This is a genomic window from Mycolicibacterium arabiense (assembly GCF_010731815.2).
Taxonomy (GTDB): Bacteria; Actinomycetota; Actinomycetes; order Mycobacteriales; family Mycobacteriaceae; genus Mycobacterium; species Mycobacterium arabiense.
The window spans coordinates 3,555,781-3,575,510 of record NZ_AP022593.1; the positions used below are offsets into that span (position 1 = coordinate 3,555,781).

The window sequence follows — 19,730 nt, forward strand, 5'->3', positions numbered from 1 at the left end:
CGGGAAAAGGGGGTCTTCGAGGATCAAGCGACCTCAGACGTCAAGGAAGCGAACGTCTCTCGCGTTGCGGGTGATGAAGCTGCGGCGAGCCTCGACGTCCTCGCCCATGAGGATGGAGAACAGCTCGTCGGCGGCGGCGGCATCGTCGAGCGTGATGCGACGCAGCACGCGCGCGCTGGGATCCATGGTGGTCTCCCACAGCTCCTTGGCGTCCATCTCGCCCAGACCCTTGTAGCGCTGGATGCCGTCCTCGGTGTTGATCCGTCGGCCCGCTGCCCGGCCTGCCTCGAGCAGCCCGTCGCGTTCCCGGTCGGAGTAGGCGAACTCGGGCTCGCTGCGCTGCCACTTGAGCTTGTACAGCGGCGGCTGGGCGAGGAAGACGTGCCCATTCTCGATGAGCGGCTTCATGAATCGGAACAGCAGCGTCAGCAGCAGCGTCGAGATGTGCTGACCGTCGACGTCGGCGTCGGCCATCAGGACGATCTTGTGATAGCGCAGCTTCGAGATGTCGAACTCGTCGTGGATGCCGGTCCCCAGCGCGGTGATGATCGCCTGGACTTCGGTGTTCTTCAGCACGCGGTCGATGCGCGCCTTCTCGACGTTGATGATCTTGCCGCGCAGGGGCAGGATCGCCTGGTACATCGAGTCGCGACCACTCTTGGCCGAGCCGCCGGCCGAGTCACCCTCCACCACATAGACTTCCGACAGCGTCGGGTCGGTCGAGCGGCAGTCGGCGAGCTTGCCGGGTAGACCACCGATGTCGGTAGCACTCTTGCGGCGCACCAACTCTCGCGCCTTGCGGGCTGCCATCCGGGCCTGCGCCGACGAAACCGCCTTGTTCACAACGGTCTTCGCTTCGGCAGGGTTTGCCTCGAACCAGTGCTGCAGCTGCTCGTTGCAGATCTTCTGGACGAACGACTTCACCTCGGTGTTGCCCAGCTTGGTCTTCGTCTGGCCCTCGAACTGGGGATCACTGACCTTGACCGAGATCACCGCGGCGAGACCCTCGCGGATGTCGTCGCCGGTGAGGTTCGGGTCCTTCTCCTTGAGCAGCTTCTTGTCCTTGGCGTACTTGTTCACCACCGTGGTCAGCGCGCTGCGGAAACCCTCTTCGTGCGTGCCACCCTCATGGGTGTTGATGGTGTTCGCGAAGGTGTGCACCGACTCCGAGTAACCGGCGTTCCACTGCATCGCGATTTCGACCTCGTGACCGGGACCCTTGCCCTCGAAGTCGATGATGCTCTGCTGGATGGCCGTCTTGGTGCGGTTGATGTGCTTGACGTAGTCGACCAGGCCGCCGGGGTAGTGGAAGGTGCGGTGCTTGACCTTGCCGACGCCCTTGGCCTCGGTCGCCTTCTCCGCGGCCTCCTCGTCGGCGTTCTTCGGCGCTTCTGCCGTGTCGCTGACCACCTCGTCGACGACGTCCTCCGCGGTGACGCGCTCGTCGGTCAGCTCGATGGTGAGGCCCTTGTTGAGGAACGCCATCTCCTGCAGGCGACGGGCGACGGTCTCGAAGTCGTAGACCGTGGTCTCGAAGATGTCGGGATCGGCCCAGAACCGGATCGTGGTGCCGGTCTCCTTGGAGGGACCGCCCTTGGCGAGGGTGCCGGGAACCGAACGGTCGTAGTACTGGAACCACTCGAATCCGTCACGCCGGATCGTGGCCTCGAGCCTGGTGGACAGGGCGTTGACCACGGAGACGCCGACACCGTGCAGACCGCCCGAGACGTTGTAACCGCTGTTCTCGCCGCCGAACTTGCCGCCGGCGTGCAGCTGGGTCATGACGACGTCGACCGTGGGTGCCCCGCTGGCGTGCATTTCGACGGGGATGCCGCGGCCGTCGTCGGTGACCTGCACGCTGCCGTCGTTGCAGATCGTGACGTCGACCCGGGTGGCGTGACCAGCCATGGCCTCGTCGATCGCGTTGTCGACGACCTCCCATACGAGGTGGTGCAAACCACGCTCGCCGGTCGAGCCGATGTACATGCCGGGACGTTTCCGGACGGCCTCGAGGCCCTCGAGAATAGTGATCGCGGAAGCGCCATACTCATTTGAAGCGCTCTTCTTCTGGGCAGCCACGTTGAACGCGTCTCCTTGGTCTTTACGGGGGATCGGCGACTAAGGGGCCGAGGGCCCCTCGCGGATCTCGTGACCAGTCTACCGTCAGACACTGTTAGGACTGACTCTGAGGCGGCGTTTCTGGATAGCTATTCACGCGCTGCGCGGAATTTCTCGACCAGAACTGCGTCCCGACGCCCGAGGGGCCGACTTTTGAGATTGTCGCGCCGCTGAGCCGCCGACCCTGGGAACTTCCTAACCGTAGGTGTCGCGCGGCCCGCGACCAGAGATGTGGAGCTTGCCCTTGCGCCACGACGGCGCGGTCGGGCCGACGATCTTGAGTGACTTCACTACGCCGTCGCCGACGCCCGCAGCGATCTTGGCCAGCAGTTGTGCCTGCACCATGCGCAACTGGGTGGCCCACGCCGTCGACTCTGCGGTCACGGTCAGCACGCCGTCCTGCAGGGCGGTCGGCGCCGCGTGTTCGGCGATCTGCTCGCCGACGACCGTTGGCCACTGCCCGAACACCGCCCCCTCTGCCACGCGGGTGGTCCACCCGCGGGTACGCGCCAGGTCCAGCGTCGCGAAGCCGAGTTTCTGCGGATCCCTGCTGTCTGGCCCGGGACCGGACCAGGTTCGGCGGCTGCCCCGGCCCGCCACCCGGCGCGTGGGGGAGGAGGTGCGACCACGACCGATGTCCTTGCCCTGGCTCTTCGCGGCGCCGCGCGCCTCCTCGAGAGCCCGCCGGACAAGGTCCATCCCGGCCAGGTGCGCGAGGTGCGCAGGCGGACCCGGGTTCGTCGGTTCCTCAGGTGCTGTCTCGTCGGGATTCACGTGTCTACCCCGATCAGCTCCGACATCCGTCCCCCCTCGTCGTCACGCATTCCGATCTCGACCCGCCGCGCGTCCCAGTCGGCGGGTATGTCGTCGTGTACCGCGGCCGTGACCAAGACCTGCTCGGCAGTCGACGCGACGTTCACCAGTGCCCGCCTGCGCGACTCGTCCAGTTCGGCGAACACGTCGTCTAGCAGCAGGACGGGATCACTTCCATCTTCCCGGAGTAGTTCGTACGCCGCCAGCCGCAAGGACAGCGCCATCGACCACGATTCGCCGTGGCTGGCGAACCCCTTCGCCGGGTGGTCGCCCAGGCGCAGCTCCAAGTCGTCGCGGTGCGGCCCCACCAGGCACACGCCCCGCTCCAGTTCTGCCGTGCGCCGGCGGGCCAGTTCTGCGAGCAGTGCGGCTTCGTAGATCTCGGTGTCGACGGTTCCGACGGCGGCCTCCGCCTCGACGACGTCGGTGCCGCTGCGGTAGTGAATGGCGGCCGGCCGCGACGCCGGCGCCAACAGTTGGTAGGCCTTCTCGACCTCGGGCGCGAGGTGGGTCACCAGCGCCACCCGCGCCGCGATCAGCTGCGCCCCGAACGTGGCGAGGTGACCGTCCCAAACGTCGAGTGTCTCCAAAGCCGAACTGTCACCGCGGAATCGGGCGCCGGACGCCGTCTTGAGCAATGCCGTGCGTTGCCGCACCACCTTGTCGTAGTCGGCGCGGACTCCCGCGATTCGCGGCCGCCGGATCGTGGCGAGTTCGTCGAGGTAGCGCCTGCGTTCGCTCGGATCTCCGCGGACCAACGCCAGATCCTCCGGCGCGAACAACACCGCGCGCAGCACCCCGAGGATCTCGCGCGGGCTCCGTACCGGCGACCTGTTCAGCCGCGCCTTGTTGGCCCGGCCCGCGGTGATCTCGAGGTCGATCGCCAACTCGCGGCCCTCGTTGACCACGATCGTCGACACGACGGCGCGGTCGGCCCCGGTGCGGATCAGCGGCGCGTCGGACGCCACACGGTGAGAGCCCAGGGTCGCCGAATACCACAGGGCCTCAACGATGTTCGTCTTACCGAAACCGTTGGGACCCACGAACACCGTCCGCCCGGGCGTCAGGTCCAGTTCGACCCTGGGCCACGAGCGGAACTCGTTCAGGACGAGGTGACGGACGTACAAGCCCCAGCCCCGCGTCGCATCAGTTCGGGCGGTCGCATCAGCCCGACGTCGAGATTCTCTTTACCGCGTGCCCACCGAACTGATTGCGAAGTGCCGCAACGGCCTTCATGGTGGGGGAGTCGTCCTGGCGCGACAGGAACCGCGCGAACAGCGACGCGGCGATGCCGGGAACCGGAACGCGCAGCCGGATCGCCTCCTCGACGGTCCAGCGGCCCTCACCGGAATCCTCGGTATAGCCGGAGATGTCGTTGAGGCCCGGATCGTCCTTGAGCGCCTTGGCCAGCAACTGCTGCAACCACGAACGCACCACGGTGCCGTTGGTCCACGCCTGATACACCGCCTGCGGGTCCTTCACCAGGTCCTCCGCGGCCAGCAGTTCGTAGCCCTCGGCGTAGGCGGTCATCAAGGCGTACTCCACGCCGTTGTGCACCATCTTCGTGAAGTGTCCGGCTCCGACCGGGCCGGCGTGCACGAACCCGTCGGCGACGTCACCCGGAGGCCGCAGCGTATCGAAGATCGGCATGACGCGGGCCACGTCCTCGTCGCTGCCGCCGACCATCAGGCCGTAGCCCTCGGTCAGCCCCCAGATGCCACCCGAGACGCCGGCATCGATGAACCCGACACCGTTGGCCGCCAACAACTTCGCGTGCGGAGCGTCGTCGGTGTAACGAGAGTTGCCGCCATCGATCACCAGATCGCCCTCGGTCAGCACCTCCGCCAGCGAGACGATGGTGGCATGAGTCACCTCACCAGAGGGAACCATCACCCAGACCACCCGCGGCGACTCGAGGGCCTCGGCAAGGGCGGCGAGGGTCGGGACGTCGGTGACCTCGGGGCGAGGGTCGTAGCCGACCACCTCGTGTCCGCCTTCGCGCAGCCGCTCGCGCATGTTGAAGCCCATTTTGCCGAGCCCGATCAAACCCAGTTGCATGCGATCTCCCGCTGTTCCGGGCCGGTCAGCCCGGAAGCCGCACCGGCATCAACAAGTACACGTAGTCGGTCTGTCCGGCCGGGAAGGGGCCGCTCGATCCGGCGTGCCCCCCATCATCACCCGTGGGACGCAACACCGCGGGACGACTGGGTGTCGTGAACCCGAACGTCACCTTCTCCGAATGCAACGAGCCGAGGCCGTCGGTGAGATAGGTCGGGTTGAACGCGATGGTGAGGGGATCCCCGGAGAACTCGACCGGCAGGTCCTCCTCGGCCTTGCCGACGTCCTCGGCGCCCGCGGACAGGTGCAGCACGTCGGAGTCGAACTCCATCCGGACCTGTGCGCCGCGGTCGGCGACGAGTGCCACGCGCTTGATGGCCTCGGTGAGTTCGGCGACATTCAGGGTCGCGACGGCCGTGTGCTCCGACGGCAGCAACTGGCGGAACTTGGGGAACTCCGCGTCCAGCAGGCGGCTGGTGGTGCGCTTGCCGTTGCTGCGGATGCCCAGCAGGCCGTCCTTGCCGACCGAGTCGCCGGATCCGAGTGACAGGTGGACCTCGGTGCCGTCGGAGCCGGCCTTCGCTGCCTCGGACAGGGTCTTGGCGGGTACCAGCACCGCCGCCTCGACGTCAGCCGCGGCGTTGGCCCAGGTGAGTTCGCGAACGGCCAACCGGAAGCGGTCGGTGGCCGCCAAAACGACCTTGTCGCCGGAGATTTCGACGCGGATGCCGGTGAGCATCGGCAGGGTGTCATCGCGACCGGCCGCGACCGCCACCTGGCTGATGGCCTGACCGAACAGGTCCGAGGGCACGATGCCCGTCTCGTCGGGGAGCGCGGGCAGCGTCGGGTAGTCCTCCACGGCCATCGTCGGCAACGAGAATCTCGCGCTTCCGCAGCTCAGAGCCACTCGGGTGCCCTCGACGGTCACGTCGACCGGCTTGGCAGGCAGCGACCTGGTGATGTCGGAGAGCAGTCGCCCAGACACCAGAACGCTTCCCGGAGAAGCGATCTCGGCGGCGACGCGGATCTCCGCCGACACCTCGTAGTCGTACCCCGAGATCGTCAGGCCGTCGTCGGAGCCGGTGAGGAGCACACCGGAGAGCACGGGGACGGTCGGCCGGGTCGGCAGGATGCGCGCAACCCACGCCACTGCATCGGCGAAGTCTTCGCGCACCAGGCGAAACTTCAAATCCGTGAGACCAGCAGTCGTCGTGGCCACGTCCATAGCGTCCCTTCGATGAAACCCAAGCGGCAAGCGTCAGCAGCGGAAATGACATTCCGTCGTGACGTCGCAGTGTGACGACCGTACCGGTCGCCGGACTCCAACCGTAGAGCCTCCCGCGTCTTCTTGAAAGCTAATCGATGCCAGGGACGTCTGGGCGTTCGAGCCGGTCAACGCCGGGTCGGATCGCTGCGTCCCCAGGCCTTCTCTTCTAGAAGGAATCCCTTGTAGGTATACGAGTATTAGTAATAGGGCCTGTGCAGGTTGGGGATGAAGGGTGCTCTGCGCAGGTGGGACGTGGTTCGGGCTCGTGCAGCGCTCGTGGACCGATCTCGGTGTCGAGCCGTCTACTCGTGGATGGCGGCCGGTGTGCTCACGAGCGGTGTCGGTTGGGGTCGATTCGTCCGGAGGTTGTGCACAGGGGAGTGCACGAGCCCAGGGTGTGACTGGTGGTGCGAGAGGTGGCGAAGTTTCTCGGAAATTCGTTGGCCTCGGAGCACGAATCGGGCACCACGAGGCCCCGAGGGAGAGTGAAACGGGGTCGATCGGTCCGCGCATGGGCGCGAGCGGGGGTGAGAATGTCAGCGCTTGGAGCGCTGACGGATCCGCGTGGTGAGTTCGGTGACGTGATCGAAGACTTCGCGCCGCTGGGCCATTTCGCTACGAATCTTCTTCTCGGCGTACATGACCGTGGTGTGGTCGCGGCCGAATGCCTGCCCGATCTTCGGCAGGGACAGGTCGGTGAGCTCGCGACACAGGTACATGGCGATCTGACGTGACTGAGCCAGGGCGCGGGTCTTGCCGGGCCCTCTGAGTTCCTCTACCGAGATCTCGAAGTAGTCCGCGGTGACGGCCATGATCGTCGCTGTACCGATCTGCATGGTGCTCGAGTCGGAGATGAGGTCGCGCAGCACGATCTCCGCAAGCGACTTGTCGATCGTGGTCTTGTTCAGGCTCGCAAAGGCGGTCACCCGGATCAGCGCACCCTCGAGTTCGCGGATGTTGCGCTCGATCCGGCTGGCGATCAGCTCCAGCACGTCGTCGGGCACGTCCAGCCGGTCCATCTGCGCCTTCTTGCGAAGAATCGCGATACGCGTCTCGAGTTCGGGGGGCTGCACGTCGGTGATCAGACCCCACTCGAAGCGGGTCCGCAGCCGGTCCTCGAGCGTCGCCAGCTGTTTGGGCGGTCGGTCGGACGAGATGACGATCTGCTTGTTGGCGTTGTGCAGCGTGTTGAAGGTATGGAAGAACTCCTCCTGGATGCCTTCCTTGCCTTCGATGAACTGGATGTCGTCGACCAGCAGCACGTCGATGTCGCGATAACTCCGCTTGAACGACGCCTTGCGATCGTCGCGCAGCGAGTTGATGAAGTCGTTGGTGAATTCCTCGGTGGAGACGTACTTCACTCGCATGCCGGGGAAGAGGCGCTGAGCGTAGTTACCCGCCGCGTGCAGGAGGTGGGTCTTGCCGAGACCGGACTCACCCCAGATGAACAAGGGGTTGTAGGCCCGGGCCGGCGCCTCGGCGATGGCGAGCGTCGCAGCGTGGGCGAAGCGGTTCGACGCACCGATGACGAAGGTGTCGAACGTGTAGCGCCGGTTGAGGCTGACGTCGGGTGTGGTGTCGCGGCTTGGCGGCCGGTTGGTGAAGAAGGTGGGCCAGCTCGCTTCGGCACTCGCGCGTGCCTCGCCGTCCTCGTCCACCTCGTCCGCGTCGGGGAGGGGCGCCATCACCCGGTCGTCGCCGTCGGAGTCCTCGGCGGGGCCCGGGTCGGCGATGCGAACGCCGAGTTCGACGCGCTGTCCAAGACGTCGGCTCAAGATGGTGACGATGTGCTCGCGCAGGTGTCGTTCGATCTCGTTCTGGACGAACGGGGTCGGAACCGAGAGAAGGGCAAAGCCCTCCGTCATCACCAGTGGTTTCACCAGCTTGAGCCACGCACGTTGCTGGGGTGTCAGGGCCGGCAGTGCCGCGAACCCGTTGCTGGTGTCACGGATGGGGGCGTCGCCGTTGAGTTCGGCGACCACGTCGTTCCAGATCGCGATGAAGGGCGGATCGGGGTCCGTGGACAACGAGACGTACCCCCTAGTGGCCAGTCGTCGACCAAGCCGAATATGACGATGCCAAAACTGTCCACATGTTTATCCACAGACTGTGGACAGCGGACGTTGGTGTCGTATTGATGTCTGTTCGTGGGGATGAACGTCGCCGGGGCTCGTCACGTGCTCGGCGGCTGTGGGCTCGCGGGTAGTCCATCCTCGATCTGTCGTCTTACGCCGCTCGCTTCCGAAACGGCACTGCCAGAAGCTAACAGTTTTCATGGCGGGTGCCAACCGTTCTGCAACATTGACGAGACCTTCCACGGTCCCGTTTTCGCCGTCGTGACGCGGGGGGGTGAAAACTGTGACTGATGGTGTCTGGCGGTGTGTCGCTCCCACTGAATGACAGTGGTTTGACCTAGGGAAATCTCGTCAGTACCCTCGAACAGTCGCCCGAACGCGGCGACACGGCTGCGACCTGGGCAACTGGGATATCGGCGCCGGGGCTAGCAAGCGGTACGCACGATCACACCACCTGAGTGATCGGCGCCGCAACACGTAACGAGGAGTGACAGCCGTGGCCAAGGGCAAGCGGACTTTCCAGCCCAACAACCGTCGGCGTGCGCGCGTGCATGGCTTCCGCCTGCGGATGCGGACCCGTGCAGGCCGGGCCATCGTGTCCGCACGGCGTGGCAAGGGCCGCCGCTCTCTCACTGCGTGATCAGACGCAGGTTCTAGCGCAGTGCTTCCGGCTCAGCACCGGATGACACGGTCGACGGACTTCGGGCTGACGGTCAAGCGCGGAACCCGCGCGGCTCAGCCCAATCTCGTGCTGCATGCGCTGCGTTCCGATGGCGATCACCTCGAGGCACCCAAGGTCGGCTTGGTCGTATCCAAGGCCGTCGGCAACGCGGTGATTCGGCATCGGGTCTCCCGCCGGCTGCGCCACGTCGCCCGTGACGTACTGCACGACCTGGCTCCCGGCGATCGACTCGTCATCCGCGCTCTGCCCAAGAGTGCCGACGCAGACTCGGCTCGACTCCGGCGTGAGCTGGTCACCGCACTCGAACGGGCTCGCCGGTGACCCGCCGCAGCGCTTCCAGCCGGCTCGCCGGCGGCGCGATCTACCTCATCGAGCTGTACCGGAACATGATCTCGCCGTTCCGTCCCCCCGCCTGTCGGTTCACTCCAACCTGCAGCCAGTACGCGGTCGACGCGCTGCGCGGCCACGGTCTGATGCGGGGAGCGTGGCTGACGATCGCGAGGCTCGCGAAGTGCGGCCCGTGGCATCGGGGAGGATGGGATCCGATACCCGAACCGCGGCATGACATCCACACCCACGTAGCTGACGATGCCGCGACGAGCAGGAGCGATTCACTTGTTTAACTGGGCGAGCCTGGACTACATCTATTACCCGGTCTCGGCGATCATGTGGCTCTGGTACAAGCTGTTCGCCTTCCTGCTGGGGCCGTCGAACTTCTTCGCCTGGGCCCTGTCGGTGATGTTCCTCGTCTTCACGCTGCGCGCGATCCTCTACAAGCCGTTCGTGCGGCAGATCGAGACCACGCGGCAGATGCAGGAGCTGCAGCCTCAGATCAAGGCGCTGCAGAAGAAGTACGGCAAGGACCGCCAGCGCATGGCGCTCGAGATGCAGAAGCTCCAGAAGGACCACGGGTTCAACCCGATCCTGGGCTGTCTGCCGATGCTGGCTCAGGTGCCGGTGTTCCTCGGGCTCTATCACGTGCTGATGTCGTTCAACCGGACGCAGACCGGTTTCGGGCGGCTGGGGCTGAGCGTCGAGGAGAACCGCTCGCTCGGCAACTACCTCTTCAGCGCCACCGACGTCGGACACTTCCTGGACGCCAACCTCTTCGGCGCCCCCCTCGGCGCGTCGATGATCCAGACCGTGGGGCTCGGTGCGTTCACCGAGTTCGACCGGATGGCAGTGATCTTCACCGGCATCCCTCTGATGATCATCGCGGGTATCGCGACCCACTTCAACAGCCGTGCCTCGGTCGCCCGTCAGAGTCCCGAAGCGGCGGCCAATCCGCAGACGGCGATGATGAACAAGCTCGCGCTGTACGTCTTCCCGATCGGCGTGGTCGTCGGCGGCCCGTTCCTCCCGCTCGCCGTGATCCTGTACTGGGTGTCGAACAACATCTGGACCTACGGGCAGCAGCACTACGTGTTCGGCAAGATCGAGAAGCGCGAGGAAGCCGAGAAGCTGGCGATCAAGGAGCGGCAGGCGTCCAACGCACCCGCACCGGGTGCTCGTCCCAAGAAGGGCGCCAAGCCGGCCCCGGGTGCGAAGCCGGTCGCGGGCCGCAAGCCGGTCAAGGCAACCGAAGCCACCGACGCCACGGTCGAGGACGTCGAGTCAACTGCCATCGTCGAAGACGGTGAAGCGGCGGTCGACACTGCGCCTCCAACCAAGAAGCCGGCTGCGAAGAATGCCGCCGCGAAGAAGCCACCCACGAAGGGCAGCACCAACGGGGCTGCCAAGAATGCTCCGCGCCGGAACACCACCAACCGGCCGCGCAAGCGACGAACTTGACCGGAAACGCACGCGGGTAGTCACCCGTGCTTCGACCGGTGAACGAGGAAGGACGAAACATGACAGACGCGGATACGACCGAGCGCACCGCCGAGGCGGCGGAGCCCAAGACCGAGGATCTCGAGGAGCGCCTCGTAGCCGAGGGCGAGATCGCCGGCGACTACCTCGAGGAACTGCTCGATCTACTCGACTTCGATGGCGACATCGATCTGGACGTCGAAGGTGACCGCGCAGTCGTCAGCATCGACGGCGGCACGGACCTCAACAAGCTCGTCGGGCGCAAGGGTGAGGTGCTCGACGCGCTGCAGGAGCTGACCCGACTCGCCGTACACCAGAAGACGGGGGAGCGCAGCCGCCTGATGCTTGACATCGCGAAGTGGCGTCGCCGTCGCCGTGACGAGCTGGCGGCCCTGGGCGACCGCATCGCCCGTCGCGTGCTGGAGAGCGGTGAGCGTCAGTCGCTCGACCCGATGACGCCGTTCGAACGCAAGATCGTGCACGACGCCGTGGCCGCCGTCGAGGGCGTCCGGAGCGAGAGCGAGGGCGCCGAGCCGTCGCGTCGCGTCGTCGTGCTGCTTGGCTGAGTGTCTCGACGTGAGCGCGGCTCGCGCAGAGTTACATCGATGTAGTTCTCGGGGACGAGCGTCGGAGGGATGTTTCACGTGAAACACGGCGAAGCACCTCCGACGCCCCCGGAGGCCGCGGCAGTTTTCGGCCCAGCGATCGAGGCAGCCGAGCACTACGCCCGGATCCTCGCCGGCGCCGGCATCGAGCGCGGTCTGATCGGTCCTGGAGAGGTCGACCGGCTGTGGACTCGGCACGTATTGAACAGCGCTGCCATCGCGGAACTGGTTGACGATGGCGAGGCGGTCGTCGACGTCGGTAGCGGCGCAGGACTCCCCGGCATCCCGCTGGCGCTCGCGCGTCCGGGAGCCCGGGTGATCCTCGTCGAACCGCTCTTGCGCCGGTCGGAGTTCCTAACCGAGATCGCCGATGAACTCGGCCTCGACATCACGGTGGTGCGCGGCCGAGCTGAGGACAAGGACGTACGACGCGCCGTGGGGGAGATCGACGCGGTCACGTCACGGGCGGTCGCCTCGCTCGACAAGCTCACTCGCTGGTGCGCGCCACTCCTTCGAGAAGGTGGACGCATGCTGGCGATGAAGGGCGAGCGCGCAGCCGACGAAGTCGACGAGCACCGGCGCGCCATGGCGTCGCTGGGTGTAGAGGACGTAAGGGTGGTGAAATGTGGCGTGAGTTTCTTGACTCCACCCGCAACCGTGGTCGTCGGACGACGAGCGGTGCGGACGTCGCGGTCGCGACGGCCGACACGACCGAGCAGGAGCAGCTCATGACACCACCCATCCGCCGGACGACGCTGGGTCCGCCCACCGACGAGGCACCCGCCCCGGTTTCACGTGAAACATCGCAGGGTCTGGCGACACCCGACTGGCAGGATCCCACGATCGACACACCCATCGGTCAAGAGGCCGAGCGCGCGGTGCGCGTGCTGCATCGCGCCAAGGGCCAGGGTCTGCCACGGCCGCCACGGCAGCGGGTCTTCACGATCGCGAACCAGAAGGGCGGGGTCGGCAAGACCACCACTGCCGTGAACGTCGCAGCGGCGCTGGCGCTGCAGGGATTGAACACGCTCGTGATCGACCTCGATCCGCAGGGCAACGCGAGCACGGCCCTAGGCGTCGAACACCGGCCGGGCACTCCGTCGTCGTACGAGGTGCTCATTGGCGAGATCACCCTCGAGGAAGCGCTGCACCGCAGTCCGCACAACGAGCGGCTGTACTGCGTGCCCGCCACGATCGACCTCGCCGGCGCCGAGATCGAGTTGGTCAGCATGGTGGCCCGCGAGACTCGACTGCGCAACGCGTTGGTGAGTCTCAAGGAGCACGACTTCGACTACGTGTTCATCGACTGCCCGCCCTCGCTGGGTCTGCTCACCATCAACGCGTTGGTCGCGGCGCCCGAGGTCCTGATCCCGATCCAGTGCGAGTACTACGCACTGGAGGGCGTGGGCCAGTTGCTCCGCAACATCGAGATGGTCAAGGCCCACCTGAACCAGGGGCTCAACGTCAGCACGGTCATCCTGACGATGTACGACGGACGCACCCGGTTGGCAGACCAGGTCGCTGAAGACGTTCGGGCGCACTTCGGCGACAAGGTGTTGCGGACCGTCATTCCGCGCAGCGTCAAGGTGTCCGAGGCGCCCGGCTACGGCATGACGATCCTCGACTACGACCCGGGTTCACGCGGTGCCATGAGCTATCTCGATGCAAGTCGGGAGATCGCCGAGCGCGGCAGCAGGACGACACATTGATCACGACGGAGGGATGGCGATGACGCAGCCACAGCGCAAGAGGACCGGTCTCGGTCGCGGACTGGCTTCCCTCATCCCCACGGGTCCCGCCGACGGTCCTGCCGGAGCCGGCGACATGGGCCCGCGCATGGGAGACGCCGCTGCCGACGCCATGTTCGGTGGTCCGCCGCAGCCGCCCGTGGTGACGTCAGAGGTGGGTGCGGTGTACCGGGAGCTGGACCCAGCGTCGATCGAGCCCAACCCACGTCAGCCGCGCACGGTGTTCGACGGCGAGGCGCTGGCGGAACTGGTCCACTCCATCCGCGAGTTCGGGCTCATGCAGCCCGTCGTCGTACGGCCCGTCGACACTGAAGATGGGCCTGCGCGCTACCAGCTCGTCATGGGGGAGCGGCGGTGGCGTGCCGCCCAGGAGGCCGGGCTGGCGACGCTGCCCGCCATCGTCCGGCAGACCGCCGACGACAGCATGCTGCGCGACGCACTGCTCGAGAACATTCACCGCGCCCAGCTGAACCCGTTGGAAGAAGCTGCGGCCTACCAGCAGCTGCTTGACGAGTTCGGTGTCACCCACGAGGAACTCGCTACGCGCATCGGCCGGTCGCGGCCCGTGATCTCGAACATGATACGGCTGCTGCGACTTCCCGTCGCCGTGCAGCGCCGGGTGGCCGCCGGCGTGCTGTCCGCCGGGCATGCTCGCGCGCTGCTGTCGCTCGAAGGTGGTCCGGAGAAGCAGGAGGAGTTGGCTGCCCGCATCGTCGCGGAGGGCCTGTCGGTTCGTGCGACCGAGGAAGCCGTGACACTGGCCAACCGGGAGGGCCCGGTGACCGGTCCGTCACCGCGCCGCAAGCCGATCCAGATGCCGGGCCTGCAGGAAGTTGCTGAGAACCTCTCATCGGCGTTCGACACCCGCGTCACGGTCAGCCTTGGCAAACGCAAGGGCAAGATCGTGGTCGAGTTCGGCTCGGTCGACGACTTGGAGCGAATAGTGTCGATCATGAACGCTGCAAAGTGATGACCCACCACACCGGCTAATTACGTCACTGTGACACACGATGGCCCGGCGTCGGTGCTCGACGCGGCTCCGAGGAGGAAACCCGTTGTCCGACAGCTGTATTCGGCTCCGCGGGCGGTTGAGGTGATCGCCGAGGTGCGTGATCGGACGACGCCGCCGGGGTTCACTATCCTGGAGGGGCAGAATCGGTCGAAGTCGGAGAACGGGGGAGCATAGTGTCCGCACAGATCTCCCCGCTTCAGCTTCAGGGGTTCGAACAGCTGCCGAAGCATGCCAGGCGGTGTGTCTTCTGGGAGGTCGACCCCGCGACGCTTCCCGACGACCACCATCTCGCCGACCCGGAATTCGAGAAGGAAGCGTGGCTGTCCATGGTCATGCTCGAATGGGGCTCGTGCGGCCAGGTGGCCCAGCCCGTCCGGTCGGGCGAGGACCCGTTGAGTCCACCCATGCCGGACGACGAAGCGCCGTGCCTCGGATATGCCTTCTATGCGCCGCCGCGTGCGGTCCCGCGCGCGGGTCTGTTCCCCTCTGGACCCGTGAGTGCCGACGCCGTCCTACTCACCTCGATCGGTGTCGAGGCCGGAACCGAGGGCGAGACCCTCACGCGGGGACTCGTCGCCGCCGTCGTCGCGGACTTGGTTCGACGTGGTGTGCGCGCACTCGAGGCGTTCGGCCGGACCCCGGAGGCCGCCGAGCTCGCCGACCCGCGCGCGGTCGATCCGGAACTGCGGCCGGTGGTGCGCGCACTCGGCGACTGCTCGACCGATCAATGCGTCGTCGAGGCAGACTTCCTCACCGACGTCGGGTTCGTCGTCGTCTCACCGCATCGCTACTTCCCGCGCCTGCGTCTGGAACTCGAGCAGGGACTTGGCTGGAAGGCCGGCGTCGAGGCGGCACTGGAGCGACTGCTGGAGAACGCGCAGCTGGCGCAGCCCGTGGGGGCGGGCGCAGCGCGCTGATCCCAGGTCAGCCGTTGGCGGCTTGCTGCTCCACGGAGAGTTCGTGGGCGAGCAGCTCGGCGAACGTGAAAGTCCCTGTGGGACGGTCGTTCTTGCCGAGCAGGTACAGCCGCTTCACCGCCGCGAGGATGCCCTCGGCGATGGCGTCGCGGGTGTTCGCCGACACCAGCAGCTCCCGGTCGTGCGGGTTGCTGGTGTAACCCACGTCGACCTGCACGGTGGGCATCCTGGTCAGCCGCAACAGATCCCAGGTGCGCCCGTGCGTGCGGCAATCGCGCAATCCCGTGCGCGCCACCACTTCTCGCTGAATGAAGTCGGCGAGATTTCGGCCGATCGTCGAGACCGAACCGTGCGCGTTGCCGAAGTAGAACGAGGCGACGCCGTTGGCCGCCGGGCCGGGCAGCGTCGCGCAGCGCAGGCTGATCATCAGGTCCGCGCCGACCGTGTTGGCGGTGGTGGCACGCTCGGCGTCCAGCGGACTGCCCGCCACGGGACGCGACAAGAACGTCTCCATGCCGATCGCGGTCATCCGGCCCTCGAGCCGGCTCGCGAGGTCCCACAGGATGTCGGCTTCGCTCACCGGGCCGTCGGGTCCGGTCATGATCAGACCGTGGTCGTCGCCGCCGCGGCCCGGATCGATGATGATCCGCTTGCCCGACAGGCGCGGCCCGGAGCGCCGAACCAGCTCCTCCTCGCGGATCGCGTGCGGCGAACCGCCGGTCACGCGTGAACCGAGGAAGTACAGCGAGCGCAGCGTCTCGGGGCCGCAGATGCCGTCGGGGTACAGGCCGTACTCCCGTTGATACGACATCAGCGAGTTGTGCGTCTGCAGCCCGAAGTGGCCGTCGACCAGATTGTGATAGAAGCCGAGGTCCTGCAGCCGCGCCTGCAGCGTCGCCACGTCGTCGCCGTACATGGGGGCGCCGAACTGATGGGCGAGGGTACGGGCACCGAGCCGGTAGGACGCCTCCCGAAGGGCCCGGTAGGTGGCCTCGCCGACGATCCCGTCGACCAACAAGCCGCGGTGCTGCTGGAACGCGCGCACGGCCTGGTCGAGATCGTCGTCGAACACGTCGAGCGCAACGTGCTTGCCGGTCGTGAAGTCGTCGTCGGGACTGTCGACGAGACCGAGTGCAGCGAGAGAAGCGCGGATCTCGGTGACCGCACCCCCTCGATCACCACGGCGCAAACTCGACATAACCAGGCCTTTCAGGTCGCGGACGACGACTAACACCCCGCGGCTGTCGCCAAATAGGCTAGCCAGCATTGTCGCAGACCCGCGTGAGAATCCGGAAACGCCGAGGGTGGCCGCGCCGTCGCGGCAGTGGCGCTACTCCGCGTCGGCGAGTTCGCGCAGCAGGGCAGCCTTGCCCTTGGCGCCGACGATCCGCTTCACGGCTTCACCGTTCTTGAACAGGATCATCGTGGGGATCGACACGACCTGGAAGTCCCGGGCTGTGGCCGGGTTGGCGTCGACGTCGATCTTCGCGACGGTCAGCTGACCGGCCTTCTCCGAGGCGATCTCCTCGAGTACCGGAGCGACCATCTTGCACGGTCCGCACCAGCTGGCCCAGAAGTCGACCAGAACGGGCGTGCTGCTGCCCAGGACGTCGGTCGAGAACGAATCGTCGGTGACCTTCACCGTGTTCGAATTTTCACTCATGGGAACTCCTCGTTAGACGGGTGCGAACGTTTCTTCATCGTCGGGGCCGGCCTCGTGCTCGGCGAGCCACCGTTCGGCGTCGATCGCGGCCGCACAGCCACTGCCCGCAGCGGTGATCGCCTGGCGGTAGGTGCGGTCGACCAGGTCGCCGGCGGCGAACACGCCGTCGATCGACGTCGAAGTCGTGCGGCCCTGGACGGCGACGTAACCATCGTCGTCGACCTCGACCTGCCCGCTCACGAGATTCGAACGCGGGTCGTGGCCGATCGCGACGAACACCCCGGTGACGGCCAACTTCGACTCCTCGCCGGTGACCGTGTCGCGCAGGCGGACGCCGGTGACCTTGGGCCCACCCTCGACCTGGGTCACCTCGGTGTTCATCAGCATCGTGATCTTCGGGTTGGCCTTGGCGCGGTCCAGCATGATCCGCGACGCGCGGAACTCCTCGCGCCGGTGGATGAGGGTGACGCTGCGCGCAAAGCGGGTCAGGAACGTGGCCTCCTCCATCGCGGAGTCACCGCCACCGATCACGGCGATGTCCTGGTCGCGGAAGAAGAAGCCGTCACAGGTGGCGCACGTGCTCACGCCGGTGCCGATGCGCTCCTGCTCACCGGGCACGCCCAGGTAGCGGGCTGCAGCGCCCATGGCGAGGATGATCGACCGGGCGGCGAAGGTCTCGCCATCGACCGTGACGGTCTTGATGGGTCCCTCGAGCGATACCTCGTCGACGTCTTCCATGCGCAGATCGGCACCGAAGCGCTCGGCCTGCTCGCGCATCTCGGCCATCAGTTCGGGGCCGGTGATGCCCTGCTTGAAGCCGGGGAAGTTCTCGACCTCGGTGGTGGTCATCAGTGCGCCACCGAACTGCACGCCCTCGAAGACCAGCGGCTTGAGCTGAGCACGCGCGGCGTAGATCGCCGCGGTGTAGCCGGCCGGTCCCGAGCCGACGATGATCAGGTCGTGAACCGGGGTAGTGGAGGTCATGTGCATCCTTTGCTTTCAGCCGGTAAGTCCTTCTCGGACCGGCACGCGTATAACACCAGCGTAGGGTGCGCTGTTCCCGTGGCACCGCGTAGGCCGTGAAGTGGCCCGGCCGCGGGGGCGGCTGGTGCTCCGAGTGTCAGGGCCTACGCAGCGTGGTCGTGGCGATCAGCCCGTCGTCACCCGCCCCACACGTCGGGTCGACGACGGCGGCGGTGACGTCACGGGGATCGTCGCCCGGCAGCACCAGGAGTACTGCCGCGCGGTCCGCGACGCGGACCGGGCGCGCGCCGAGGGCCGTGGTCCCCGGCGGATGTCCCAGCGAGGTCAGACACGCGCTGAGGCGCTGCGGAGCGGCAAGTGGTCCCGCGTCGACGGGACCGTCGAGCACGCGATAGATCTGGGCGGCGGGCACCGGGAAGTCACCGGGTCCGGCCGTCGCCGTGATGCGGTCGATGGTGTCGCGCGCCGAGGGGACCGAATCATCCCCGCCGCGGGTCACCACGGCGACGCCGATCCCGACGACCGTCGCGGCCACTCCTGCGATCACGGCGACGGTCCGCAGCCTGGGCAGGCGCACCCGGCGGACCGCATGCCTCGCGCCGGGTCGTGGGGGAGCGTCCGCCGCACGCAGGGCGTCGGCGATCCGCGCGGTCACGTCGTCGGGCACGTCCGGCGCCGAGTCCGCATCCCATGCGAGGCCGGCGAGGTCGCGGCGCACCCGGTCGAGTGCTGCCACGTCCCGCACGGCGTCGGGATCGGTGCGGATCCGGCTGCGCAGCCGGGCGGCGGTCTCGTCGTCGAGCAGCCCCGCCTGCAGGTCGGCGATCAGCGACAGCGGCACCGGCGCGTCGGGCGGTGGCAGCCCGTCCTCGCTGGTGCCGCCCATTCGCACTCCCGATCGTGAACCGATCCGTCGCAGCGAGGGATCATCGCGCAGTTTAGGGAATGGCGCCGACCAAACAGGCGTTCAATCAAATGGGGTAGCAGCATGTCTTTTGGAAGGTCGTCACCATGTTCAATCGAAGGCTTGCCACGATTGGATCGGCGGCCGTGATGGGGATCGGTGCATTCGCCGCTGCGGCGGGTATCGCCGCCGCTCCCACCGCCACCGCGGCACCGTGTAGTCAGTTCATCCAGCCGTACAACCCGTTCTTGCAGACCTGTGGAATTCCGAACAATCCGCCCGCCGTGCGTGGGGCTTCGCCGGGAGCGGGCGCGATCATCGCGTGCCGCAACATCCCCGGCTGCCTGTCCTACGTCGTCAACGGCGGACCGGGCTTCCCTGGGTACACCCGCTGACCGGTCAGCGAGGCAGGACGTCGGCGCGCGGCGCCGAGTCGTGCGACAAATAGCCAAGCGACTCGGCGAGTTTCGCGCGCGCACGTGCGCAGCGGCTCTTGATCGTGCCTTCGGGTACGCCGAGCAGCAGCGCCGTCTCGGCGACCGAGTAGCCGTGCATGTCCACCGCGACGACGGCGGCGCGCTGCTCGAGCGGCAGACGCAGCAGCGCCCGTTCGACGACCAGCGCGGTGTCCAGCAGCGCCGTCGGGTCGCTCGACGGGTGCGCATCGTCGAGTAGGGGCGTCGTCGGGTGATTCTTGTTGTGCCGCAGGCGATCCAGGCATGAATTGACGACGATGCGGTACAGCCAGCTGCTGACCGACGCGTCGTACCGGAACGTCGCGGCCTTGCGGTGCGCGGACAGCAGCGCATCCTGCAGGGCGTCGGCCGCGTCGTCGTGGTTGCGGCTCGTCAGGTGGGCCAGCCGGTAGAGCTGGCGCCGGTGCCGATGGAACAGCGTTGCGAACGCGTGCCGGTCACCGGCGACGTGGGCTGCCAGCAACTGCGCGTCGGACCGAACGTCCTCGGCGGAGTCGGCGGCGTCGTTCACAAGGCAAACCCTAAGCACGCCGGAGCACCCCTCGTGACACCTCTTGTGTCGCGGTACCACTGACCTGGGGTTGGCGCTCCCGAGGCCT

20 protein-coding genes and 1 pseudogene are annotated in these 19,730 nt (G+C 67.0%); 10 read left to right on the plus strand and 11 right to left on the minus strand.

The window, feature by feature from the left end:
* Window positions 1-33 precede the first annotated feature (33 nt).
* The 6 genes and pseudogenes from gyrB to dnaA form a co-directional block, all read right to left on the minus strand.
* A complete protein-coding gene (gene gyrB, locus G6N61_RS18635; RefSeq protein ID WP_163919854.1) occupies window positions 34-2,079 on the minus strand; it encodes a DNA topoisomerase (ATP-hydrolyzing) subunit B in 2,046 nt (681 codons plus the stop codon).
* A 234-nt stretch (window positions 2,080-2,313) separates the two neighbouring features.
* Window positions 2,314-2,892, minus strand: a complete 579-nt coding sequence (locus tag G6N61_RS18640) for a DUF721 family protein (RefSeq protein WP_163919855.1) — start codon at window positions 2,890-2,892, stop codon at window positions 2,314-2,316.
* Complete coding sequence (recF, locus tag G6N61_RS18645; protein WP_163919856.1) at window positions 2,889-4,058, minus strand: DNA replication/repair protein RecF; 1,170 nt, start codon at window positions 4,056-4,058, stop codon at window positions 2,889-2,891. The genes G6N61_RS18640 and recF overlap by 4 nt, the downstream gene beginning before the upstream one ends.
* Before the next feature lie 37 nt (window positions 4,059-4,095).
* Window positions 4,096-5,001: pseudogene (gene gnd / locus G6N61_RS18650) on the minus strand (phosphogluconate dehydrogenase (NAD(+)-dependent, decarboxylating)); the annotation flags it as partial.
* 13 nt (window positions 5,002-5,014) lie between these two features.
* A complete protein-coding gene (gene dnaN / locus G6N61_RS18655; RefSeq protein WP_179973484.1) occupies window positions 5,015-6,208 on the minus strand; it encodes a DNA polymerase III subunit beta in 1,194 nt (397 codons plus the stop codon).
* A gap of 584 nt (window positions 6,209-6,792) precedes the next feature.
* Window positions 6,793-8,283: a chromosomal replication initiator protein DnaA gene (gene dnaA / locus G6N61_RS18660; protein ID WP_163919859.1), complete on the minus strand. Its 1,491-nt coding sequence runs from the start codon at window positions 8,281-8,283 to the stop codon at window positions 6,793-6,795.
* Between the two features lie 544 nt (window positions 8,284-8,827).
* On the opposite strand from dnaA, the gene rpmH reads away from it, so the two are divergent.
* From rpmH to G6N61_RS18705, 9 genes are all read left to right on the plus strand, one after another.
* Window positions 8,828-8,971: a 50S ribosomal protein L34 gene (gene rpmH / locus G6N61_RS18665; RefSeq protein ID WP_073695092.1), complete on the plus strand. Its 144-nt coding sequence runs from the start codon at window positions 8,828-8,830 to the stop codon at window positions 8,969-8,971.
* A gap of 21 nt (window positions 8,972-8,992) precedes the next feature.
* Complete coding sequence (gene rnpA, locus G6N61_RS18670) at window positions 8,993-9,334, plus strand: ribonuclease P protein component (RefSeq protein WP_163919860.1); 342 nt, start codon at window positions 8,993-8,995, stop codon at window positions 9,332-9,334.
* Window positions 9,331-9,636 (plus strand): membrane protein insertion efficiency factor YidD, encoded by a 306-nt coding sequence (gene yidD / locus G6N61_RS18675; protein WP_308214995.1) that lies wholly within the window; start codon window positions 9,331-9,333, stop codon window positions 9,634-9,636. Before rnpA ends, yidD begins: the two co-directional genes overlap by 4 nt.
* Window positions 9,629-10,804 (plus strand): membrane protein insertase YidC, encoded by a 1,176-nt coding sequence (gene yidC, locus G6N61_RS18680; protein WP_163919861.1) that lies wholly within the window; start codon window positions 9,629-9,631, stop codon window positions 10,802-10,804. Before yidD ends, yidC begins: the two co-directional genes overlap by 8 nt.
* Before the next feature lie 59 nt (window positions 10,805-10,863).
* Entirely contained in the window at window positions 10,864-11,388 is a 525-nt protein-coding gene (locus G6N61_RS18685) for a Jag family protein (protein ID WP_163919862.1), read from the plus strand.
* Between the two features lie 78 nt (window positions 11,389-11,466).
* Window positions 11,467-12,159 (plus strand): 16S rRNA (guanine(527)-N(7))-methyltransferase RsmG, encoded by a 693-nt coding sequence (gene rsmG / locus G6N61_RS18690; protein ID WP_163919863.1) that lies wholly within the window; start codon window positions 11,467-11,469, stop codon window positions 12,157-12,159.
* Complete coding sequence (locus G6N61_RS18695; RefSeq protein WP_235887177.1) at window positions 12,156-13,136, plus strand: ParA family protein; 981 nt, start codon at window positions 12,156-12,158, stop codon at window positions 13,134-13,136. Before rsmG ends, G6N61_RS18695 begins: the two co-directional genes overlap by 4 nt.
* Before the next feature lie 19 nt (window positions 13,137-13,155).
* Complete coding sequence (locus G6N61_RS18700; protein ID WP_163919864.1) at window positions 13,156-14,145, plus strand: ParB/RepB/Spo0J family partition protein; 990 nt, start codon at window positions 13,156-13,158, stop codon at window positions 14,143-14,145.
* Between the two features lie 215 nt (window positions 14,146-14,360).
* Window positions 14,361-15,104 (plus strand): acetyltransferase, encoded by a 744-nt coding sequence (locus G6N61_RS18705; protein WP_163919865.1) that lies wholly within the window; start codon window positions 14,361-14,363, stop codon window positions 15,102-15,104.
* 7 nt (window positions 15,105-15,111) lie between these two features.
* On the opposite strand, the gene G6N61_RS18710 is transcribed toward G6N61_RS18705, so the two are convergent.
* From G6N61_RS18710 to G6N61_RS18725, 4 genes are all read right to left on the minus strand, one after another.
* Window positions 15,112-16,302, minus strand: coding sequence for an N-acetylmuramoyl-L-alanine amidase (locus G6N61_RS18710; protein WP_163919866.1), 1,191 nt, complete (start codon window positions 16,300-16,302; stop codon window positions 15,112-15,114).
* 132 nt (window positions 16,303-16,434) lie between these two features.
* Window positions 16,435-16,767 (minus strand): thioredoxin, encoded by a 333-nt coding sequence (gene trxA / locus G6N61_RS18715; RefSeq protein WP_163919867.1) that lies wholly within the window; start codon window positions 16,765-16,767, stop codon window positions 16,435-16,437.
* A gap of 12 nt (window positions 16,768-16,779) precedes the next feature.
* Complete coding sequence (gene trxB / locus G6N61_RS18720; RefSeq protein WP_163919868.1) at window positions 16,780-17,751, minus strand: thioredoxin-disulfide reductase; 972 nt, start codon at window positions 17,749-17,751, stop codon at window positions 16,780-16,782.
* Window positions 17,752-17,887: 136 nt separating this feature from the next.
* Window positions 17,888-18,637: an RsmA family anti-sigma factor gene (locus G6N61_RS18725; RefSeq protein WP_163919869.1), complete on the minus strand. Its 750-nt coding sequence runs from the start codon at window positions 18,635-18,637 to the stop codon at window positions 17,888-17,890.
* Window positions 18,638-18,762: 125 nt separating this feature from the next.
* Here G6N61_RS18725 and G6N61_RS18730 point away from each other — a divergent pair, with 125 nt between their 5' ends.
* Window positions 18,763-19,050: a hypothetical protein gene (locus G6N61_RS18730; RefSeq protein WP_163916656.1), complete on the plus strand. Its 288-nt coding sequence runs from the start codon at window positions 18,763-18,765 to the stop codon at window positions 19,048-19,050.
* 4 nt (window positions 19,051-19,054) lie between these two features.
* Here G6N61_RS18730 and sigM read toward each other — a convergent pair whose 3' ends face one another.
* Complete coding sequence (sigM, locus tag G6N61_RS18735) at window positions 19,055-19,642, minus strand: RNA polymerase sigma factor SigM (protein WP_163919870.1); 588 nt, start codon at window positions 19,640-19,642, stop codon at window positions 19,055-19,057.
* Window positions 19,643-19,730 lie beyond the last annotated feature (88 nt).